General features: G+C 63.1%; 20 protein-coding genes. 17 read left to right on the top strand and 3 right to left on the bottom strand.

All coding sequences use genetic code 11. The features are described 5' to 3' along the window. Positions 1-155: 155 nt before the first annotated feature. Both AC1MHZ_RS03955 and AC1MHZ_RS03950 read right to left on the bottom strand, forming a co-directional pair. On the bottom strand, positions 156-1,376 hold the full coding sequence (locus tag AC1MHZ_RS03955) for a CaiB/BaiF CoA transferase family protein (protein WP_084855146.1): 1,221 nt from the start codon (positions 1,374-1,376) through the stop codon (positions 156-158). A 15-nt stretch (positions 1,377-1,391) separates the two neighbouring features. Then, the gene (locus AC1MHZ_RS03950) at positions 1,392-2,573 is read right to left on the bottom strand and encodes an acyl-CoA dehydrogenase (protein WP_084855147.1); all 1,182 of its coding nucleotides are present in this window, start codon (positions 2,571-2,573) and stop codon (positions 1,392-1,394) included. Between the two features lie 164 nt (positions 2,574-2,737). On the opposite strand from AC1MHZ_RS03950, the gene AC1MHZ_RS03945 reads away from it, so the two are divergent. From AC1MHZ_RS03945 to AC1MHZ_RS03900, 10 genes are all read left to right on the top strand, one after another. Then, positions 2,738-3,655, top strand: coding sequence for a LysR family transcriptional regulator (locus AC1MHZ_RS03945; RefSeq protein WP_084855148.1), 918 nt, complete (start codon positions 2,738-2,740; stop codon positions 3,653-3,655). 422 nt (positions 3,656-4,077) lie between these two features. After that, on the top strand, positions 4,078-5,199 hold the full coding sequence (locus AC1MHZ_RS03940; RefSeq protein ID WP_482966030.1) for a Re/Si-specific NAD(P)(+) transhydrogenase subunit alpha: 1,122 nt from the start codon (positions 4,078-4,080) through the stop codon (positions 5,197-5,199). 11 nt (positions 5,200-5,210) lie between these two features. Beyond that, the gene (locus tag AC1MHZ_RS03935) at positions 5,211-5,525 is read left to right on the top strand and encodes an NAD(P) transhydrogenase subunit alpha part 2 (RefSeq protein ID WP_008097413.1); all 315 of its coding nucleotides are present in this window, start codon (positions 5,211-5,213) and stop codon (positions 5,523-5,525) included. Between the two features lie 2 nt (positions 5,526-5,527). Beyond that, positions 5,528-6,964, top strand: a complete 1,437-nt coding sequence (locus AC1MHZ_RS03930) for an NAD(P)(+) transhydrogenase (Re/Si-specific) subunit beta (RefSeq protein WP_084855150.1) — start codon at positions 5,528-5,530, stop codon at positions 6,962-6,964. A gap of 230 nt (positions 6,965-7,194) precedes the next feature. Beyond that, positions 7,195-8,688, top strand: coding sequence for an acetyl-CoA hydrolase/transferase family protein (locus AC1MHZ_RS03925; RefSeq protein ID WP_482966029.1), 1,494 nt, complete (start codon positions 7,195-7,197; stop codon positions 8,686-8,688). A 418-nt stretch (positions 8,689-9,106) separates the two neighbouring features. Continuing rightward, positions 9,107-9,322, top strand: coding sequence for a DUF1127 domain-containing protein (locus AC1MHZ_RS03920; protein WP_084855152.1), 216 nt, complete (start codon positions 9,107-9,109; stop codon positions 9,320-9,322). Between the two features lie 293 nt (positions 9,323-9,615). Further along, positions 9,616-9,933 carry a DUF2388 domain-containing protein gene (locus tag AC1MHZ_RS03915; RefSeq protein WP_084855153.1) on the top strand — a complete coding sequence of 106 codons (318 nt, stop codon included), beginning with the start codon at positions 9,616-9,618 and terminating at the stop codon, positions 9,931-9,933. Positions 9,934-10,021: 88 nt separating this feature from the next. Further along, entirely contained in the window at positions 10,022-10,315 is a 294-nt protein-coding gene (locus AC1MHZ_RS03910) for a DUF2388 domain-containing protein (RefSeq protein WP_084855154.1), read from the top strand. A 26-nt stretch (positions 10,316-10,341) separates the two neighbouring features. Then, positions 10,342-10,662: a DUF2388 domain-containing protein gene (locus AC1MHZ_RS03905; protein WP_482966028.1), complete on the top strand. Its 321-nt coding sequence runs from the start codon at positions 10,342-10,344 to the stop codon at positions 10,660-10,662. Further along, a complete protein-coding gene (locus AC1MHZ_RS03900; protein WP_368828683.1) occupies positions 10,659-12,617 on the top strand; it encodes a DUF7844 domain-containing protein in 1,959 nt (652 codons plus the stop codon). Before AC1MHZ_RS03905 ends, AC1MHZ_RS03900 begins: the two co-directional genes overlap by 4 nt. Before the next feature lie 124 nt (positions 12,618-12,741). Here AC1MHZ_RS03900 and AC1MHZ_RS03895 read toward each other — a convergent pair whose 3' ends face one another. Then, entirely contained in the window at positions 12,742-13,143 is a 402-nt protein-coding gene (locus tag AC1MHZ_RS03895; protein WP_084855415.1) for a GFA family protein, read from the bottom strand. 267 nt (positions 13,144-13,410) lie between these two features. On the opposite strand from AC1MHZ_RS03895, the gene AC1MHZ_RS03890 reads away from it, so the two are divergent. The 7 genes from AC1MHZ_RS03890 to AC1MHZ_RS03860 all read left to right on the top strand — a co-directional run bounded on the left by AC1MHZ_RS03890 (position 13,411) and on the right by AC1MHZ_RS03860 (position 22,062). Then, positions 13,411-14,718 carry a CitMHS family transporter gene (locus AC1MHZ_RS03890; protein WP_084855157.1) on the top strand — a complete coding sequence of 436 codons (1,308 nt, stop codon included), beginning with the start codon at positions 13,411-13,413 and terminating at the stop codon, positions 14,716-14,718. 64 nt (positions 14,719-14,782) lie between these two features. Continuing rightward, complete coding sequence (locus AC1MHZ_RS03885; protein ID WP_084855158.1) at positions 14,783-15,553, top strand: TerC family protein; 771 nt, start codon at positions 14,783-14,785, stop codon at positions 15,551-15,553. A 237-nt stretch (positions 15,554-15,790) separates the two neighbouring features. Then, a complete protein-coding gene (locus AC1MHZ_RS03880) occupies positions 15,791-17,449 on the top strand; it encodes a Na/Pi cotransporter family protein (protein ID WP_084855159.1) in 1,659 nt (552 codons plus the stop codon). Positions 17,450-17,478: 29 nt separating this feature from the next. After that, complete coding sequence (locus AC1MHZ_RS03875; RefSeq protein ID WP_482966027.1) at positions 17,479-18,885, top strand: M16 family metallopeptidase; 1,407 nt, start codon at positions 17,479-17,481, stop codon at positions 18,883-18,885. A gap of 120 nt (positions 18,886-19,005) precedes the next feature. Next, positions 19,006-20,028, top strand: a complete 1,023-nt coding sequence (locus AC1MHZ_RS03870) for a DUF5924 family protein (protein WP_084855161.1) — start codon at positions 19,006-19,008, stop codon at positions 20,026-20,028. 109 nt (positions 20,029-20,137) lie between these two features. Further along, entirely contained in the window at positions 20,138-21,271 is a 1,134-nt protein-coding gene (locus AC1MHZ_RS03865) for an MlaE family lipid ABC transporter permease subunit (protein WP_482966026.1), read from the top strand. Further along, positions 21,268-22,062 carry an ABC transporter ATP-binding protein gene (locus AC1MHZ_RS03860; protein WP_482966025.1) on the top strand — a complete coding sequence of 265 codons (795 nt, stop codon included), beginning with the start codon at positions 21,268-21,270 and terminating at the stop codon, positions 22,060-22,062. Before AC1MHZ_RS03865 ends, AC1MHZ_RS03860 begins: the two co-directional genes overlap by 4 nt. Positions 22,063-22,065: the final 3 nt, after the last annotated feature.

Here is a 22,065-nt window from a genome sequence, read left to right as displayed (position 1 = left end):
AAGGAGTTTTGCGTTTCGACTGCGTCGGAAGTGGGGCGCATTATAGGCCCCTGAAACGGCACGTCAACCGTTATTTTCAAAAAACTTTAATATCGCCGAAAAACAAAACGGGAAAGCCTTTCGGCCTTCCCGCTGCTTATATAGCTACAAGCAGTTCACAGCACCCCAGCCCCCCGCAAGCGCTGTACCGCCTCGACATCCATCCCCAACACCTCCTCCAGTACCGCATTGGTATGCTCACCCAGCAAAGGAGGGGCCTGACGATATTCCACCGGTGTTTCGGACAACCGAATAGGGCTCGCCACCTGCGGCACACTGCCCGCAAGCGGGTGGGCGATATTCAGCGCCAAGCCTCGGGCCAGCACCTGCGGGTCTTGGAACATCTGCGCCAGGTCGTTGATCGGCCCGCAGGGCACGCCGGCCTTTTCCAATTCGCTGACCCACTCGGCCGTGGTCTTGAACACCGTGGCCTGGCGAATCAATGGAATCAGTTCGGCACGGTTGGCAACCCGCTGCTTGTTGGTGGCAAAGCGTGGGTCATCCGCCCACTGCGGCTGCCCGGCTACTTCGGCGAACTTGCGGAACTGACCATCGTTGCCCACGGTGAGGATGAAATTGCCATCCGCGGTCGGGAAGTCCTGATAAGGCACGATGTTCGGGTGTGCATTGCCCAGGCGCCGAGGCGGCGTGCCCGTGGTGAGGTAGTTCATCGCCTGGTTCGCCAGGCAGGCTACTTGCACATCCAGCAGCGCCATATCGACATGCTGACCGACGCCAGTCTGGTCACGATAGGCCAGAGCCGCCAGGATCGCGACCGTCGAGTAGAGCCCGGTCAGGATGTCGGTCAAGGCAACGCCAACCTTTATAGGGCCAGCCCCCTCGTCACCCTCGGGACGCCCGGTCAGGCTCATCAGCCCACCCAGCCCCTGGATCATGAAGTCATAGCCCGCACGCTTGGCATAAGGCCCGGTTTGCCCGAACCCGGTGATCGAACAATAGATAAGCTTCGGGTTGACCGCTTTCAGGCTCTCGTAGTCCAGCCCATAGGCGGCCAACCCACCCACCTTGAAGTTCTCTATGACGATATCCGACTTGGCCGCCAACTCGCGTACCAGGCGCTGGCCGTCCGGCTGGGTGAAGTCGATGGTCACCGACCGCTTGTTGCGGTTGGCCGAGAGATAATAAGCCGCCTCGCTGGTGTTCTCGCCTTGGGCGTCCTTGAGGAAGGGCGGGCCCCAGGAGCGGGTGTCATCACCCGTGCCAGGGCGCTCGACCTTGATCACGTCGGCCCCAAGGTCGGCGAGGATCTGGCCGGACCAAGGCCCCGCCAGCACGCGCGAAAGGTCCAGCACCCGCAAATGTGATAGCGCCCCCATGGCAGGCTCCTCCGATCAGTAGAACGCCTGAATGCCGGTCTGGGCGCGGCCAAGGATCAGCGCATGGACGTCATGGGTGCCTTCGTAGGTATTCACCACCTCGAGGTTGACCAGGTGACGGGCCACACCGAACTCGTCGGAGATGCCATTGCCGCCGAGCATGTCGCGAGCCATGCGCGCGATATCCAGGGCCTTGCCGCAGGAGTTGCGCTTCATGATCGAGGTGATTTCCACTGCTGCGGTGCCTTCGTCCTTCATCCGGCCCAGGCGCAGGCAGCCTTGCAGGGCCAGGGTGATCTCGGTCTGCATATCGGCCAGCTTCTTCTGGATCAGCTGGTTGGCCGCCAGCGGGCGGCCGAACTGCTTGCGGTCCAGGGTGTACTGGCGAGCGGTATGCCAGCACGCCTCGGCCGCACCCAGCGCGCCCCAGGAGATGCCATAGCGGGCCGAGTTCAGGCAGGTGAACGGGCCTTTGAGGCCTCGCACTTCGGGGAAGATGTTCTCTTGCGGCACGAACACGTTGTCCATGACGATTTCACCGGTGATCGACGCACGCAGGCCAACCTTGCCATGGATGGCCGGAGCGCTCAGGCCTTCCCAGCCCTTCTCGAGGATGAAGCCGCGGATATCGCCGGCATCATCCTTGGCCCAGACCACGAACACGTCGGCGATCGGGCTGTTGGTGATCCACATCTTGCTGCCGGTCAGACGGTAGCCGCCGTCGACCGAGCGTGCACGGGTGATCATCGAGCCTGGGTCGGAACCATGGTTGGGTTCGGTCAGGCCGAAGCAGCCGATCCACTCACCGGTGGCCAGCTTGGGCAGGTATTTCTGTTTCTGCGCTTCGCTGCCGAACTCATTGATCGGCACCATCACCAACGACGACTGCACGCTCATCATCGAGCGGTAGCCAGAGTCGATGCGCTCCACCTCACGGGCGATCAGGCCGTAGCACACATAATTCAAGCCGCTGCCACCGTACTCGGCCGGAATCGTCGCACCCAGCAGGCCGACTTCGCCCATTTCACGGAAGATCGCAGGGTCGGTCTGCTCGTGGCGGAAGGCCTCCAGCACGCGTGGGGCCAGCTTGTCCTGGGCGAACTGATAGGCGCTGTCACGAACCATGCGCTCTTCTTCAGTGAGCTGCTGGTCGAGCAGCAGCGGGTCGATCCAGTTGAAGCTTGCTTTACCGGCCATGAGCGAATTCCTCGAAATATGGGAACGAAAATATCTTGTGCCTTGATCCTAGGCCTGATCAACCGCGGGGACAAACGAGGATTGCGCACGCTTTAGTGATATTTTGTCACTCCGAAATGGTACAAAACGCCATATTCAACGCCCGAGAAGTGAGGTTAACGTACATGCGCCGCAAGATCCCCAGCACCACGGCCTTGGTCTGCTTCGAAGCGGCCGCCCGCCACGAGAGCTTCACCAAGGCGGCGCAGGAACTGGCCTTGACGCAAGGGGCCGTTTGTCGCCAGATCGGCGGCCTGGAAGCCTTTCTCAATGTCGAGCTGTTCAGGCGTTCTCGCCGCGGCGTAAAGCTGACCGAGGCCGGCCTTTCCTACAGCCGCCAGGTGGCTGCGCAACTCGACGCGGTGGAACGAGACACTTTGTCGGTGATGCGCCAGCAGGGCGCCAACGTGATCGAACTGGCCGTGGTGCCGACATTCGGCACGCAATGGCTGCTGCCGCGGTTGAAGGATTTCCAACAGCGTCATCCGGAAGTCACGGTCAACCTCACCAACCGCACGCGTCCGTTCCTGTTCGCCGATACAGCCTTCGATGCCGCTATCTATTTCGGGGACGCGGACTGGTCCGGCACCCAGTCCCACCGGCTGATGGGCGAAAACCCCGTGCCTGTATGCAACCCGACGCTGTTGGGAGGGCAGGCCAGCCTGGAGGCACAGCGCATCGCCGAGTTGCCGCTGCTGCAGCAAACCACCAGGCCCTACGCCTGGCGCCAATGGTTCGGCAAGCTGGGCATGACCGTGGAACGCGACATGACAGGCCCACGCTATGAGCTATTCTCCATGCTGGCCCAGGCAGCCATGCATGAGATGGGCATTGCACTGATTCCGCCGTTCCTCATCCAGCGCGAGCTGGAGGAGGGCAGGCTGGTCATCGCCAATCGCCAGGCCCTGACCAGCGCCAAGGCCTACTACCTGATGATTCCGGAGCGCAAGGTGGAATCCGCCTCGCTTCGGGCCTTCCGCGACTGGCTGGTAGAACAGGCCGCACGCTATACCGCAACCCACCGTGACGACCTTCATTCCTGACTCTGTAGTCAATTATTTTAAACACCTACAGATATAAGGAATTGTCGCGAATAAACAAACTGTTCCTGCTTATCTGAAAAATGCACTCAAGCCTCCCAACCACGCGGCTTTCAGGGTTTATTTGCGACATCCACGAACGTATCCGCGCAACGCCTACAAAAAATTGCAAATTTTGCCGTAATCTCTGAATTGCCCGCATTTGACGGGCTGCTTTCGAATCGTTGCGACATACGGTCACAGGGTGACTTGTAGTTTTGGCTTCGTATCGCTCCAGAACCGGTTGAAGCCCCTTCGGTTCGTCTGCAAAATGCTCGGCCCGCCCGGGATTCAGGCGGGTTCGTTGCTGAACGGCCGCTCCAGATGCACCACCCGAAGTGCACTGGTTTCAACAAAGACAAAAGGTCACCGCAGGAGACAAAGTCGTGCACATTGGTGTTCCTCTCGAGACGCAGACGGGCGAAACGCGGGTCGCCGCTACCCCGGAAACCATCAAGAAGCTGGTTGGCCAGGGGCATCAGGTCACCGTCCAACGGGGGGCAGGGCTCAACGCCAGCATTCCGGACAGTGCCTATGAAGCCGTTGGCGCCTCCCTGGGCAACGCTGCCGATGCATTCGGCGCGCAGCTGGTGCTGAAGGTCGTCGCGCCCAACGACCAGGAGCTTGCCCAGATCAACAGCGGCAGCCTGCTGGTAGGCATGCTCAACCCGTTCAACAGCGAACTGATCGCCAAGATGGCCGAGCGCGGCATTACCGCCTTCGCCCTTGAGGCCGCGCCACGCACATCGCGCGCCCAAAGCCTGGACGTGCTGTCGTCCCAGGCCAATATTGCCGGCTACAAGGCCGTGTTGCTGGCTGCCCATCACTACCCGCGCTTCATGCCTATGTTGATGACTGCCGCAGGTACCGTGAAAGCTGCTCGCGTGCTGATCCTCGGCGCTGGCGTCGCTGGCCTGCAGGCCATCGCCACGGCCAAGCGCCTGGGGGCGGTGATCGAGGCCTCGGACGTGCGCCCGGCAGTCAAGGAGCAGATCGAGTCGCTCGGCGCCAAGTTCATCGATGTTCCCTACGAAACCGATGAAGAGCGCGAGTGCGCCGAAGGTGTCGGCGGTTACGCCCGCCCCATGCCGGCCAGCTGGATGCAGCGCCAGGCCCAGGCGGTGCACGAGCGCGCCAAACAGTCCGATATCGTCATCACCACAGCGCTCATCCCGGGGCGCAAGGCGCCAACCCTGCTCAGCGCGGAAACCGTCGCGCAGATGAAGCCCGGCGCCGTGGTCATCGACTTGGCTGCCGCCCAGGGCGGCAACTGCCCGCTGACCGTACCGGACCAGGTAGTCGTAGAGAACGGCGTGACCATCGTCGGCCCGACCAACCTACCGGCCCAGGTGGGTGCGGACGCCTCGGCGCTGTATGCACGCAACCTGCTGGACTTCATGAAGCTGCTGTTCGACAAGGACGGCGCGCTGGTCATTAACCTCGAAGACGACATCGTCGCCGCGTGCCTGATGTGCCGCGACGGCCAGGTCGTGCGCAAGAACGGCTAAGGAGCACGACAATGGAAGACATGCTGATTTCCCATGGCATCTACAACCTGATCATCTTCGTGCTGGCCATCTATGTGGGCTACCACGTGGTATGGAACGTCACCCCGGCCCTGCACACGCCGTTGATGGCCGTTACCAACGCCATTTCCGCAATCGTCATCGTCGGCGCCATGCTGGCTGCCGCCCTGACTGTCACCCCTGCCGGCAAGGTGATGGGGACCTTGGCCGTGGCCCTGGCGGCGGTCAACGTCTTCGGTGGCTTCCTGGTCACCCGCCGCATGCTGGAAATGTTCAAGAAGAAAACCAAGAACGAGGCGCAGAAGTAAGCATGAGCATGAATCTGGTAACGCTTCTCTACCTGGTCGCCTCGGTCTGCTTCATCCAGGCGCTCAAGGGGCTGTCGCACCCGACGACGTCGCGTCGGGGCAACCTGTTCGGCATGATCGGGATGGGGATCGCGATCCTCACCACTGTCGGCCTCATCTATAAGCTCGGTGCCGAGTTGGCCACCGCCGGCATCGGCTACGTGATCGTCGGCCTGCTGATCGGCGGTACCGCAGGCTCGATCATGGCCAAGCGCGTGGAAATGACCAAGATGCCTGAACTGGTCGCCTTCATGCACAGCATGATCGGCCTGGCAGCGGTGTTCATCGCCATCGCCGCGGTACTCGAACCGCAATCGCTGGGCATCGTCGCCAGCATCAGCGACCCGATCCCCACCGGCAACCGCCTGGAGCTGTTCCTGGGTGCTGCGATCGGTGCTATCACCTTCTCCGGCTCGGTGATCGCCTTCGGCAAGCTGTCTGGCAAGTACAAGTTCCGCCTGTTCCAGGGCGCACCGGTACAATTCGCCGGCCAGCACAAGCTGAACCTGATCCTGGGCCTGACCACCATCGCACTGGGCCTGCTGTTCACCTTCACCGGCCATTACAGCGCCTTCACCCTGATGCTGGCCCTGGCCTTCATCATGGGCGTGCTGATCATCATCCCGATCGGTGGCGCCGATATGCCGGTGGTGGTGTCGATGCTCAACAGCTACTCGGGCTGGGCCGCGGCGGGTATCGGCTTCTCGCTGAACAACTCGATGCTGATCATCGCAGGCTCCCTGGTGGGCTCGTCCGGTGCAATCCTCTCCTACATCATGTGCAAGGCGATGAACCGCTCGTTCTTCAACGTCATTCTCGGCGGCTTCGGCGCTGATGTAGACGCAGGCGCAGCTGCCGGCTCCAAGGAGCAGCGCCCGGTGAAGTCCGGCTCGGCCGACGATGCTACCTTCCTGTTGAGCAACGCCGACAGTGTGATCATCGTTCCTGGCTACGGCCTGGCGGTGGCCCGCGCCCAGCATGCGCTCAAGGAGCTGACCGAGAAGCTGACCCACAACGGGGTGAACGTGAAGTATGCGATCCACCCGGTGGCAGGTCGTATGCCCGGGCACATGAACGTGCTGCTGGCCGAGGCCGAGGTGCCATACGACCAGGTGTTCGAGATGGAAGACATCAACGCCGACTTCGGCCAGGCCGATGTGGTGCTGGTGCTGGGCGCCAACGACGTGGTCAACCCTGCTGCGAAGAACGACCCCAAGTCGCCTATCGCCGGCATGCCGATCCTCGAGGCGTTCAAGGCCAAGACCATCATCGTCAACAAGCGCTCCATGGCCAGCGGCTATGCTGGGCTGGATAACGAACTCTTCTACCTGGACAAGACCATGATGGTGTTCGGCGATGCCAAGAAGGTGATCGAGGACATGGTCAAGGCGGTCGAGTAACACGCCTCTTCCAGGGCAATTTGCAGCCCATGGCCGGCAAGCCGGCGATAAGGCCCGCACAGCAATTTGAACAGCCCCCGGGAACGACCTTCCCGGGGGCTGTCGCATTTAGATGATCCAGATCAACGGCTCTATTTCCAGCCTTCGCCTACGACCATGGTCGCGGGACGGCACCGGGTGAAATCTCTAGACTGCGCTCCAGTAGCTTCAGTAGCCCGAGATAACAATCCATGTACCGTGATCGTATCCGCTTGTCCTCCCTGCACAGCAAGGTAATGAGTGCGGCTGATGCCGCTGGCCTGATCCAGGACGGCATGACCGTCGGCATGAGCGGTTTCACCCGCGCCGGCGAAGCCAAGGCCGTGCCCCATGCCCTGGCCGAACGCGCCAGGCAATCGCCCCTGAAGATCAGCCTGATGACCGGCGCCAGCCTGGGTAACGACCTGGACAAGCAGCTGACCGAGGCCGGTGTCCTGGCCCGGCGCATGCCGTTCCAGGTGGACAGCACCCTGCGCAAGGCCATCAATGACGGCCATGTGATGTTCATCGACCAGCATCTGTCGGAAACCGTCGAGCAACTGCGCAACCAGCAGCTCAAGCTGCCGGACATCGCAGTCATCGAAGCGGTGGCGATCACCGAACAAGGCCACATCGTACCGACCACCTCGGTGGGTAACTCGGCTAGCTTCGCGATCTTCGCCAAGCAGGTCATCGTCGAGATCAACCTGTCGCACAATGCCAACCTCGAAGGCCTGCACGACATCTATATCCCCACCTACCGCCCGACTCGCACCCCGATCCCGTTGGTGAAGGTGGATGACCGCATCGGCAGCACCGCCATTCCGATCGACCCGGCGAAGATCGTCGGCATCGTCATCAGCGACCAGCCGGACTCGCCGTCCACCGTGCTGCCACCGGACCACGAGACCCAGGCCATCGCCGATCACCTGATCGACTTCTTCAAGCGCGAAGTGGACGCAGGCCGCATGACCAACAAGCTCGGCCCACTGCAGGCAGGCATCGGCAGCATTGCCAACGCGGTGATGTGCGGCCTGATCGAGTCGCCGTTCGAAGACCTGACCATGTACTCCGAAGTCCTGCAGGACTCGACCTTCGACCTGATCGACGCCGGCAAGCTGCGCTTCGCCTCGGGCAGCTCGATCACCCTGTCGACGCGCCGCAATGCCGATGTGTTCGGCAACCTGGAGCGTTACAAGGACAAGCTTGTGCTGCGCCCGCAAGAGATCTCCAACCACCCGGAAGTGGTGCGCCGCCTGGGGATCATCGGCATCAACACTGCGCTTGAGTTCGACATCTATGGCAACGTCAACTCGACCCACGTCTGCGGCACCAAGATGATGAACGGCATCGGTGGCTCCGGCGACTTCGCCCGCAACGCCCACCTGGCGGTGTTCGTCACCAAGTCGATCGCCAAGGGCGGTGCGATTTCCAGCGTGGTTCCGATGGTCAGCCATGTAGACCACACCGAGCACGACGTGGATATCCTCGTCACCGAGCAAGGCCTGGCCGACCTGCGCGGTCTGGCGCCACGCGAACGTGCCCGGGCGATCATCGACAACTGTGTACACCCAGACTACCGCGCTGCGCTCAACGACTACTTCGACCGCGCCTGTCAGCGTGGCGGCCATACCCCGCACATCCTGCGCGAGGCGCTGAGCTGGCACGAAAACCTGGAAGAAAGTGGACGCATGCTCGCCAGCTGATCCACAGCTGTCTTGATTGAACCCTGTAGGAGCGGGCTTGCCCCGCGATTAGGCTGCCCTGCCATCACGTTTTTATGGCAGGCAATGGCTTCGCCCTTGATCGCGGGACAAGCCCGCTCCTACAGACGACCACCACAGTTTCAAAACAGCCCGAACAGAAACTACCAAAAACTGTTCAACTGTACCGGTAAATAACCGGCCTTCCCGCCTCGCAAATTCCTTCACAGTTAAAAAATGCACCAAATCAGTGCTGACCAGTACAGTTGCGCCAATTTCAAGTGCAACAGTCGGGTTAAACAGTTAACTGAGCCATCGCAATACAGATGAACTGTATCTACTGTTCTGGACGACAGAGGAGGATCATTGGCATCAGTTAAATCACTACCTAATGCCGCCACAAGCGGAAGGATGACACATCATGGAACGCACCCTCAGTTCCGACCTGGTTTTTGAAAACAACGCTCAAGCCTCCCACGCTTCGCTGCCTCTGCGCGCCCTGTCGACCCTGCTGCTGTGGCAGCGTCGCGTCTCCAGCCGCCGTCAGCTGGCTCGCCTGGACGCCCGCCTGCTGGCCGACGCCGGTATCAGCGAGTCGCAGCGTTACGAAGAGCTGAGCAAGCCGTTCTGGCGCTAAGCCCGGGCTCGCTGGCCTCGGCCAGCACCCCAGAATTCCTGAAGCCCGTCGCGGGAGACCGCGACGGGCTTTTTGTTTTCCAAGCGTCTGGCATGGGGCTTACAGCCAATACCAATACAGTTTTCGAATAACCAATTAGAACCGAAACAGTTATGCAAAAACTGTCGGCGATGAGCTGCATTGCACTGGCGCGTGATACGCTTCGCTTCAGCCGCTTGGCAAATACCGTGACGAGCCGAGCGACGCCCGATAACCAGAACCACCCCAAGACCCTTACGCAGGAGTCCACGACCATGTCCCGTAACCATTTCATCGGCGCCGCCCTGCTGCTGGCCCTGGCCGGCACTGCCAACGCCTCCAGCTTCGTCGTCACGACTGACGCGGTCGTGCGCGGTGTCGCCGCCTCCACCGACGCGACTTCCGATCTCTCCTCGTCCTTGAAAGACGACAAGGTCGTCCAGGCCGCCCGTGACGATGCCGCGACCTTCGTCGGCAGCGAAGGCGCCATCCGCGGTGCCAAGCTGGAAAGCGCTTTCATTCATATCCGCGAGCAGCAGCCAAGCCTGCAAGCCAGCGACGCGCAACTGGCCCAGGCCATCCTGGCGCTCTGATCCACGACGCTCCAACCCGGATACGCTGGCCTTGGCCGGCGCTTCCGGGGTAGCCTTCGCCGTCCACGTCCAACGTCTCTCGAAAGTCATGCGTTATCTGTTGCCATTGCTGTTCGCCTTCGTCGGCATGGGAAGCGCCCATGCCATGGATGTCACCACCCAGAGCCTGGTCGCCAGCGGTTATGTCACCAGCCAGGTGACCACCGCGCCGTTCGATCGCAAACTGGTCATCCAAGCCCGTGACGATGCCGCGGCCTTCGTCGCCACAGACGGCCTGATCCGTGGCGCACGCCTGCAGGCGGCCCTCAGTTCGCTACGTCATGCCCACCCGCATCATTCTGTCGGCGACCTTGAACTGGCCGAAGCGATTCTCGTCCAATGAATACCCGTATCCTCCGGAGATGCTCCATGCGTAAACCGCTGATTGCCGCCGCCCTCGGCATGCTGCTGCTGGCAGACCTGGCCCAGGCACAAACCCTGGTGGCCACCAGCAATATCATCGTCCGTGCCTTTGGCCGTTCGATCGATTTCACCTCTGATACCACCACCTCCATCCGCGATTCGAAGGTCGTGCAGCAAGCCCACGACGACGCGGCCAGCTTTGTCGCCAGCCGCGGCGAGATCCGGGGCGCCCAGCTCGAAGCCGCCTTCAACACCATTCGCCAGCGCGTCCCCGAAGCGCACGACGCCAGCGACCAGGTATTGGCCGAAGCCATTCTCGCCCTGTGAAGCGCGTGCGTGCCTGGCTGCTGGGCTGCGCCCTGACGCTGCTCGGCACGCCCGCTCTGGCAGATCTGCAGCTCGAGCTGCAGACAACCGGCCTCGACCCTCAGCAGCAGCAGGCCACCCAGGCCCTGCTCGACGAGGCCATGGCGAAACTTCCGCCGCGCTTCAAACAGCAACTGGACCGGCACATCCTGGTCGGCTGGAACGCGCACATGCCTGCCGATGCCTACGGCCAGGCCTCCTTGGTCTCGACGCTCGACCTCAACCGCCGCCTATTGCCCGGCCTGGTCGATGGCAGCGCCGCCCGCGAGCAGACCGGCCGCCCCCACGGCACGGTGCGCCAGGAACTGCTGGCCACGGTGCTCCATGAACTGACCCACATCTACGACCGCGCGCGCCTGTGGCCTGCCGCCGAGCGTCAGCTGATCACTCGTTGCAAGCGCCAACAAGGCAGCCTGGGCAAGATCGGCCTGCCGCAACAGTGCCGCGGCCAGGCAGAACGGCGCTTCACCTTGAGCGATGACCCACGCTTGCTCGATCTGGCCGGCTGGCCGCAGTACGTCGGCCGGCGCGGCGAGCGCGAGCAGCACAACGGCCAGTTCGTGCGCAGCCCCGACAGCTACGAGCTGAGCAGTCCCAAGGAATACATCGCGGTCAACATGGAGTATTTCCTTCTCGACCCGAGCTACGCCTGCCGCCGGCCGGCCCTGAACCAATACCTAAGCGAGCACTTCGGCTGGGCACCGCAGCACACCCCATGCGCCAGCGGCCTGCCGTTCCTCAATGCGGGCAGCGACTTCGCCCGCCAGCCCTTGGGCGAGATCGACCCCGAGCGGGTCTACGAAGTCGACTACCTGTTGGCCGAGGCCAACCAGAACTGGGTCAGCCGCTGGGGCCATAGCATGCTACGCCTGGTCATCTGCGCCCCCGGCCGACCACGCGGCCCGGATTGCCGGCTGGACCTGGACCAGCACCTGGTGCTGTCCTACCGGGCATTCGTCAACGACTTGCAGCTGTCCAGCTGGGACGGCCTGACCGGCGCCTACCCCTCGCGGCTGTTCGTGCTGCCGTTGAGCCAGGTGATCGACGAATACACCAAGACCGAGCTACGCAGCCTGGCCTCGATCCCGCTCAAGCTGACCCGCCAGGAAGTGGAAAGCGTGGTGCGCCAGGCGGCTGAAATGCACTGGAGCTATGACGGCAGCTACTTCTTCCTGTCCAACAACTGTGCGGTGGAGTCGTTGAAATTGCTGCGCAGCGGTACCGGCAACCCGCGTTTCAACGACCTGGACAGCATCATGCCCAACGGCTTGCTGGAGGTGCTCAAGGGACGCGGGCTGGCCGATACCAGCGTGCTCGATGACCCACGCGAAGCCCTGCGCCTGGGCTATCGCTTCGACTCCTACCGCGAGCGCTACCAGGCCATGTTCGACGTCTTGAAAAAGCAACTGCCGATCAAGCAGGACAAGGTCGAGGACTGGCTGGCCCTGGATGCCGAGCAGCGCCGTGTCTGGTTCCCACAGGCCGACCTGCGCACCAGCGCGGCCCTGCTCCTGCTCGAGCAGGCCAGCCTGCGCCGCCAGCTACTGCTGGCCCAGGACGAGGTCAAACAGCGCTACCTCAATGCCACGGCACTCAAGGATGGCAGCATCACCAAGGCCAACGAGACCTTGCAGCAGATGCTCGCCAACAGCGGCTTCCTCAGCCGCCCGGCGGAGCTGCTGGAGGCCAAGGGCTATGGCCTGCCGCAGCCGCAGGAGCGCGAGCACCTGGAAAAGGTCAGCCGCGAACGGCAGGCCCAGCTGCTGCGCCTGAGCACCGACCTGGACAAGGAAGTGCGCGCGCTGCTAGAGCCTTCGCGGGCCAGGGAAATCGCAGCGGTCGAAGCCAACGTGAAACAGATTGGCGAGCACCTGAGGGCGTTGCACAAGGCTGCGGGGGGCCTGCAATTACCATAACCGCCTGTACCGGCCCTATCGCCGGCAAGCCGGCTCCCACCTGTCCTGCGCTATTTTCAAAGGCACCGCCATACCTGTGGGAGCCGGCTTGCCGGCGATTGGTCCCCGCCCAGCCAACCCATCGCTAAAGGCGCTCCTGCGCCTCGCCCGGCAAATCCTCATCCAGGTGCAGCCACGGCAAACGGCTGCTGGTCCAGATATGCCGCCTGGCCTGCACCCGCTCTGGGTGGTCCAGGGTCCCCACTGTCACATCGATGCTCTGCGGACTGCGCGTGGTCACCAATGCCACATGCGCCCCACAGTTGCCGCAGAAGTAGCGGCTGCAACTGGCGGGGGCGACATAACGGTCGGGTGTACCCGCCAACCACCGAAAACCTTCACGGGGCAAGGTGAGCCAGGTTACCACCAGCCCGCCGCTGACCCGCCGACAGATCGAGCAGTGGCAATGGGCGACATCCCTCAACTCGCCCTCCAGACGATAGCGCAGGGCGCCGCAATGGCAGCCCCCCTCCAGTACGTTCGGCATCGGCATGACCTCCGGTCGCCTTGTCCCAGGCGAAAGCTGGCTGAAAGGTTGCGCCCATAGGATAGCCCCACTACCGGCAGCAGACCGGTCAGCCAGGGCACCCGGAATATTCCGCGCCCGGCCCAATCAACAACAACAATGGTGATACCGATGTTTTCCTGTGCCCGCCTTTTCGCTGTTCCCCCCGCTTGCTCCCCGCGCAGCGCCTGACGCGCTGATCCGCCCGAATCGACTTTCCTTTCGCCGCGCCACGCCTGGAGTACTGCCATGCTGACCTTCCTCGGCTTCGCCATGGTCATTTCGTTCATGTACCTGATCATGACCAAGCGCCTGTCGGCCTTGATCGCCCTGATCCTGGTACCGATCCTGTTCGCCCTGTTCGGGGGCTTCTACAGCCATATCGGCCCGATGATGCTCGAAGGCATCAGCAAGCTTGCGCCCACCGGCGTGATGCTGATGTTCGCCATTCTCTATTTCGCCCTGATGATCGACTCCGGCCTGTTCGACCCGGCCGTGCGCAAGATTCTCAAACTGGTCAAGGGCGACCCGCTGAAAGTCTCGGTCGGCACGGCGGTGCTGGCCCTGGTGGTTTCCCTCGACGGTGACGGCGCTACCACCTACATGATCTGCTGCGCCGCCATGCTGCCGCTGTACAGCCGCCTGGGCATGAGCCCGCGAATCATGGCCGGCCTGATCATCCTGGCCGGCGGCGTGATGAACATGACCCCTTGGGGTGGCCCCACCGCCCGCGCTGCCAGCGCCCTGCACGTCGACCCTTCGGACATCTTCGTGCCGATGATCCCGGCCATGGTCTTCGGTGTGTTGGCGATCCTGGCCATTGCCTACATGTACGGCAAACGCGAACGGGCCCGTTTGGGCGAACTCCATTTGCCTACCGACGACATCGATCACAGCGAAATCAGCGTCTCGCAGTTCCCTGAAGCGCGCCGGCCGAAGCTGATCTGGTTCAACGGCGCCCTGACCGCAGCCCTGATGGTGGCCCTGATCGCCGGTGCGCTGCCGTTGCCGGTGCTGTTCATGATCGCCTTCAGCATCGCCATGATCGTCAACTACCCCTGCCTGCAGCAGCAAAAAGACCGCATCGCCGCCCATGCCGGCAGCGTGCTGGCGGTGACCGGCCTGATCTTCGCAGCGGGCATTTTCACCGGCATCCTGTCGGGTACCGGCATGGTCGAAGCCATGTCCAAAAGCCTGCTGGCCGTGATTCCAGACGCTCTGGGACCGTACCTGGCGGTGATCACGGCCATCGTCAGCATGCCGTTCACCTTCTTCATGTCCAACGATGCGTTCTACTACGGCGTGCTGCCCGTACTGTCGGAAGCTGCCAGCCACTACGGCATCAGCCCGGTGGAAATGGCCCGTGCGTCGATCGTCGGGCAGCCGGTACATCTGCTGAGCCCGCTGGTACCTTCTACGTACCTGCTGGTGGCCCTGGCGGGTATCGAATTCGGCGATCACCAGCGCTTCACACTGAAGTGGGCAGTGCTCGTGTGCATGTGCATAATGCTCGCCGCGTTGCTGATGGGCATCTTCCCGTTGTTCAGCAGCCTGTAAGGCGAACCCCACATCGCGATGCGCCCAGCCGGGCGTATCGCCTCTACCACTCGAAGGATTACACATGGAATGGCTGACCAGCCCGGAAATCTGGGTTGCCTTTTTTACCCTTACCGCGCTTGAGATCGTTCTCGGTATCGACAACATCATCATGATCTCGATTCTGGTCAGCCGCATGCCCAAGCACATGCAGCCGCGCACCCGGATCTTCGGCCTGGCCCTGGCCATGATCACCCGCATCATGCTGTTGCTGTCGATCACCTGGGTAATGCGCCTGACCGACGACCTGTTCGAGGTCTTCGGCCAAGGCATCTCGGGGCGCGACCTGATCCTGTTCTTCGGCGGCCTGTTCCTGCTGTGGAAAAGCTCCCAGGAGATCTACCACGGCCTGGAAGGCGAAGACGAAAGCCAGGACGAGCCCAAGGGCGCGGGCGGCAAGTTCTTCTACACCATCATCCAGATCGCCATCATCGACATCGTGTTCTCCCTGGACTCGGTGATCACCGCGGTCGGCATGGTCTCCCATGTACCGGTGATGATCGCTGCGATCATCGTCGCGGTTCTGGTGATGATGCTGTGCGCCGGCACCATCAGCGACTTCATCGACAAGCACCCGTCGCTGAAGATGCTCGCGCTGTCGTTCCTGATCGTGGTCGGTACCGTGCTGATCGCCGAATCCTTCGACGTGCACGTGCCGAAAGGCTACGTCTACTTCGCCATGGCGTTCTCCCTGGCGGTGGAGGCGATCAACATCCGCATGCGCACCGCCTTGGCACGCAAGGAAGGCAAAGAGCACGAGCCAGTGAAACTGCGCAAGGACATTCCGGGTCAATAAGATCAGGAAGCGCAAAACAGAGGGCCCTCCGGGGCCCTTTGTCGTTTCCGGGTCATGACAACGCTTTCATGACAGATATGTTTCAAAAGCTTGCCGAGCATGCGAAGCTGGCGGCAGGTCCGCAAAACAACTAAAGCTTGAGTGAGCCTTGGATAAAAACGCCCACCCCCGGGTACAAGCTCACGGCTTCACCATTGGCCCCGGCCTGGGGCATCGGCAACAAGGGGGGCCTGGAACATGCTGACCCTGCTCAACCTGCTGTCCGCCGTGGCCTTGCTGGTGTGGGGCACGCACATCGTGCGTACCGGCATCCTGCGGGTATATGGCTCCAACCTGCGCCGCGTGCTCAGCCAGAACATGAGCAAGCGTCCGCTGGCCTTCATCGCCGGCATCCTGGTCACGGCCCTGGTGCAAAGCAGCAACGCCACGGCGATGCTGGTGACCTCGTTCGTCGGCCAGGGCCTGATGGTCATGACCCCGGCCCTGGCGATCATGCTCGGTGCCGACGTCGGGACGGCCCTGATGGCGCGGGTGCTGACGTTCGACCTCTCGTGGCTGTCACCGCTGCTGATCTTCCTCGGCGTGATCTTCTTCCTGTCGCGCAAGCAGACCCGCGCTGGCCAGCTGGGCCGCGTGGGCATTGGCCTGGGCCTGATCATCCTGGCACTGCAACTGATCGTCCAGGCCGCCGCACCGATCACCCACGCCCAAGGCGTACGCGTGCTGTTCGCCTCCCTGACCGGCGACATCCTGCTCGATGCCCTGATCGGCGCCCTGTTCGCCCTGGTGTCCTATTCCAGCCTGGCTGCCGTGCTGCTCACCGCCACCTTGGCCGGGGCAGAGGTGATCAGCCTGCCGGTGGCCATCGGTCTGGTGGTCGGTGCCAACATCGGCAGCGGCCTGCTGGCGTTCCTCACCACCAGCATGCAGAACGCCGCCGGGCGCCGGGTGGCCCTCGGCAGCCTGCTGTACAAGCTGATCGGCCTGGTGCTGGTGATCCCGGTGCTGCACCCACTGGTGGACTGGATGGACTCGTTGAGCCTCAGCCCGCAAGAGCTGGTGATCGGCTTCCACCTGCTCTACAACACCCTGCGTTGCCTGATCATGCTGCCCACGGTCAAACCCATGGGCCGCCTGTGCAACTGGCTGCTGCCCGATCGGGACAACGGCAACGGGCAGATCCGGCCCCGCCATCTGGATGCAACCGCCTTGGGCACGCCTAGCCTGGCTCTGGCCAACGCCGCCCGCGAGACACTGCGCCTGGGTGATATCGTCGACAGCCTGCTCGAGGCGATGCTCGGCGCCCTGCGCGGCACCCAGACCGCCTTGCCGCAGCAGGTACGCGCCCTCGGCGAGGATGCCGAGGCGCTGTACAGTGCCATCAAACTGTACCTGGCGCAGATGAGCCGGGAAGACCTCAGCGAGCAGGATAACCGGCGCTGGGCCGAGATCATCGAGCTGGCGATCAACCTCAAGCTTGCCAGCGACCTGATCGAGCGCATGTTGCGCAAGGTCCAGCAGCAGAAGACGTCCCAGCGCAGGGAGTTCTCCCAGGTCGGCCTGGAAGAGCTGACCGGCCTTCAGGAGCAACTGTTGGCCAATCTGCGCCTAGGGTTGTCGGTGTTCCTCAGCGCCGATCCGGAGAGCGCACGCCTGCTGCTGCGCGAGAAACGTCGTTTTCGTGCCCAGGAACGGCGCCTTGCCCATGCCCATGTCAGCCGCCTGCAACGTAAAGTGGTGCAAAGTATCGAGACCAGTTCGCTACACTTGGAGCTGATCGCCGACATGAAGCGATTGAACTCTTTGTTCTGCAGCAGTGCCTATGTGGTACTGGGCGGCGGGGATACGGGCGGGCTTCTGCTCGACAGCGTGCCAGACGAAGCCCGCCTGTCCTGAACTTGCACACCGGAGACCCTCGCTCGCCAATGCGTTGCCTGATGTTCGTTTGCCTGCTGATCTGCAGCCTCCCTTCGCTTGCCCTCGATCGCTCAAGGGTAGAGGGCTACCTGTTGCCCAACGGTTTGCAGGTGATCCTCAAATCCGGCTACGAGCGCGACCACGTGGCGATACGCCTGGTGGTGGGCGTCGGCCTGGATGATTTCGACTGCGACCAGAAAGAGCTGCCGCACCTGCTCGAACACTTGCTGTTCAATGGCATCGACGACACGGGCGAGGGCGGCCTGGAGGAGCGTATCCAAGCCCTGGGCGGGGAGTGGAACGCCTACACCAGCAGCGCCGACACCACCTTCGTGATCGAAGCCCCGGCGCGTAACCAGCGCAAGGTGCTCGACTTGCTGCTGGCGGTGATCCGCGATACGCCCATCGACGCCAAGGCCCTGGCCACGGCCAAGAAGATCATCGAACGCGAGGACGGCGGCCACTACGGCCACCTGCAACGCTGGCTCGACCGCCAGGATATCGGCCACCCCGGCAGCGACCAGCTGGCCGTGGAGCTTGGCCTCAAGTGCCCGGAGCGCTCCAACGTCGATGCCATGACCCTGGAGCAGGTCAAGGCCCTGCGCGAGCATTGGTACGCTGCCAACAACATGACCTTGATCGTGGTCGGAGGCCTCGACCGCCTGCTGCCGGCCTACCTGGAGCGCACCTACGGCGAGCTGCCGGCGAGCGAGCCGGGCGAGCGCAGGAGCCTTGAGTCCGTCAGCCAGCAGGCCGAACAACGCCGCGACCTGACGCGCGGCTGGCTGGGTGACAACGTCAAGCTGCACTGGCTGTTCATCGAGCCGGTACTCGAAGAGGGCCACGAGGCCACCCTGGACGTGCTCTCGCGCTACCTGGAATGGGTCCTTTACGACCAGCTGCGCTTGCGCCACGGCCTGTCCTACGGGCCATCGGTGCGGCGCGAAAGCTTTGGCGATACCGGCATGCTCGCGCTCAACGCAGACCTTGAGCGCCAGGATGTGGACGTCGCAGTCAAAGTGCTGCAGCAGCTGTTCGAGCACCTGCGCGAACACGGCCTGGACCCGGATACCTTCGCTCGCATCAAGGACGCCGCCATTGCCCGTGAAAGCTGGAACACCCAAGGCAACAGCGCCCTGGCCGACTACTACTGGAGCGCGCTCAACAACTACAACGATGGGCGCTTCCTGGACGCAGCGCGCAAGCTGCGCCAGGTCAGCCTCGAGCAGGCGGATGCGGCCCTGCGTGAAATGCTCAAGTCCCAAGGCTACCTGCGCATCGAGAAACCGCTGCTAGGCTATGACGAGCTCTACGGGCTGGTCGCGCTGTTGCTGGGCCTGGTTCTGGCCGGCGGCCTGCTGCGACGTCGACGCCATTCGGCGCCAAAGCCTGGCGACGCTACACGCGAGCCCTGATTTGGCAGTATCCTTGCAACATCATATTGCCAGCTGCGGCCCTATCGCCCCTGTAGGAACGGGCTTGTCCCGCGTCAGGGCCAGTATGGCCCCCTAATTCATGCCCTCTCTGTTGCCCCCATGCCCCCAATACCCCACTTCGTCATCCGTGTGATCGAGCTGCTCAAGCGCTACCCCGGCGTCATCGCGCTGGCCGGTTTCCTGTCCGGTATCGGCAGCTTCATTCTGGTCGACCGCCAGGCCGGCCTGGCCAGCTGGATCGCCGTGCTGATGTTGGTCAGCTGGATCTGGCTGATGCTGGAGAACACCCTTACAGGCCTGTTCACCAAGGTCTTCAAGCGCGAGATCCCGCAACCGCTGCTGCGCTATGCCACGCAGATGATCCACCAGGAGAGCCTGTTCTTCGTCCTGCCGTTCTTCTTCATCACCACCACCTGGAACAGCAGCCAGATGGTATTCACCGGCCTGCTCGCCGCCGCCGGGCTGATCTCGATCATCGACCCGCTGTACTACAAGTGGCTGGCGCCCAGGCGTTGGCTGTTCCTCGCGCTGCACACCCTGACCCTGTTCGCTGCGCTGCTGACCGCCCTGCCGATCATCCTGCACCTGACCACGGCGCAGAGCTTCAAGCTGGCCTTGATCACCGCTATGGCGTTGTCGTTCCCCAGCCTTGCGAGCAGCTTCCCCATCAACAACTGGCGCCGCGCGGTGGCCTTGGTGCTGGTCACCCTCACCGTGGGGGGCGGCGGTTGGCTGCTGCGCTCCTGGGTGCCACCAGCCACCCTGTGGATGACCGAAGTGGCAGTCAGCACCGAAGTGCAGAACCGTCAGCCTGGGGACTCGCTCGATGAAGTCCCCGCCAGCCGCATACGCAGCGGCGGCCTGTACGCCTACACCGCGATCAATGCTCCGCGCGGCCTGAACGAGCGCATCTACCACGTATGGCAGTTGAACGGCAAAGAGGTGGACCGCATCGCTCTGGATATCCATGGTGGGCGCAAGGAGGGCTACCGGGCCTGGACCCACAAGCAGAACTTCCCGCCCAACCCCGTGGGAAAATGGCAGGTGAGGGTGCTGACCGAGGATGGCCAGGTGATCGGCGTGCTGCGCTTCAAGATCATCGAGGATGCGCCAGCACAATGAAATCTGTGGGAGCGGACGGCGCTAGCCACCTGTTCTCTGCGCAGCAGCGCATCCCCAGCGGCACCATTACGCTATGATCTGAGTCGACGCCTCGCGCCCTGTCAGATGCATGGAGCCTATGACCACCCCCAGCGCCACCCTGGACACCAGCAGCCAACCGGCCTGCCTGCGCATTGCCGGTGATTGGACTCTGGCCCACTACGCCGAGCTCAAGCGCGAGAGCGACCAGCTGCGCACGCAATATGGCGACGATGTCATCGCCGACCTGAGCCAACTGGGCCGCCTGGACACCGCCGGCGCCTCGCTGCTGGCCGAGCTGCTCGGCTCCGAGCGCCTCTCGCGCTGCACCGGCGAGCTCCCCGACGCCAGCCGTGCCTTGCTCAAGAACGTCTACTGCTCGGTGCAGGACTACTGCATTCCGGTCAAGGAGCCCGAGCGCCACGTCCTGCTGCTGTTGCTCGAACGCATCGGCTGCGCGGTCGCGACCCTCTGGCAGGATACCCGGCAACTGCTCGGCTTCATCGGCCTGATCCTGGAAACCCTCGCACGCCGGGCCCTGCAGCCCCATCGCTGGCGCGTCACGCCGGTGGTCGCGCACATCGAGCAGACCGGCCTGGACGCCGCGCCCATCGTCGCCTTGCTCACCTTCCTGGTGGGTGCGGTGGTGGCCTTCCTCGGCGCCACGGTGCTGGCCGACTTCGGCGCCACGATCTTCACGGTCGACCTGGTGGCCTTCTCCTTCCTGCGTGAATTCGCCGTGCTGCTGACCGCGATCCTCATGGCCGGGCGCACCGCCAGCGCCTTTACCGCGCAGATCGGCTCGATGAAGGCCAACGAAGAAATCGACGCCATCCGCACCCTCGGCCTCAACCCCATCGAGCTGCTGGTGGCCCCTCGGGTGCTGGCCTTGCTGATCTCCCTGCCGTTGCTGACATTCGTCGCGATGATCTGCGGCATCGTCGGGGGTGCAGTGGTCTGCGCCCTGTCGCTGGACATCTCACCGGCCATGTTCCTCTCGCTGCTGCAAAGCGATATCGGCGTGCAGCACTTCCTCGTCGGCCTGGTCAAGGCGCCGTTCTTCGCCTTCCTGATCGCGGCCATCGGTTGCCTCGAAGGCTTCAAGGTCACCGGCAGCGCCGAGTCGGTGGGCGCTCACACGACCTCCAGCGTGGTCCAGTCGATCTTCGTGGTGATCGTGCTCGATGCCGTGGCGGCGCTGTTCTTCATGGAGATGGGCTGGTGAGTGGCGTACGTGAAGCCGTGATCGAGGCCCGAGGCATCTGCAACCGCTTCGGCAGCCAGAGCGTGCACGAAAACCTCGACCTGGACCTGTACCGTGGTGAAATTCTCGCCGTGGTCGGCGGTTCCGGCAGCGGTAAGTCGGTACTGCTACGCAGCATCATCGGACTGCGCCGGCCCAACGAAGGGCAGGTCAAGGTCTTCGGCCAAGACCTGGCCACGTTGAACAATGAACAACGCTCGCAAGTGGAACGGCGTTTCGGCGTGCTGTTCCAGAAGGGCGCATTGTTCTCCTCGCTGACCGTGACCGAGAATGTGGCCCTGCCGCTGATCGAGCACGCCGGGCTGTCCCGTGCCGACGCCGAGCACCTGGCTGGGGTCAAGCTGGCGCTGGCCGGGCTGCCGATCTCCGCCGCCGACAAATACCCCTCGTCACTGTCCGGCGGCATGATCAAGCGTGCCGCCCTGGCCCGGGCCCTGGCGCTGGACCCGGACATCCTGTTCCTCGATGAACCCACCGCCGGCCTGGACCCGATCGGCGCAGCGGCCTTCGATCAGCTGATCCTGACCCTGCGCGACGCCCTGGGCCTGTCGGTGTTCCTGATCACCCATGACCTGGATACCCTCTATACCATCACCGACCGGGTCGCGGTGCTGTCCCAGAAGAAGGTCCTGGTGGCCGGCCCCCTGACCCAGGTCGAACAGACCGACGACGCCTGGATTCACGAATACTTTCACGGCCCACGCGGGCGGGCGGCCGAGCATGCCGCTGCCAGTGCCGGGCAGGAGCGCTGAACA

This window comes from Pseudomonas sp. FA-1, assembly GCF_056856075.1.
Note: the sequence above shows the minus strand (reverse complement) of the source record. Positions and strands in the feature narration are given on the sequence as shown.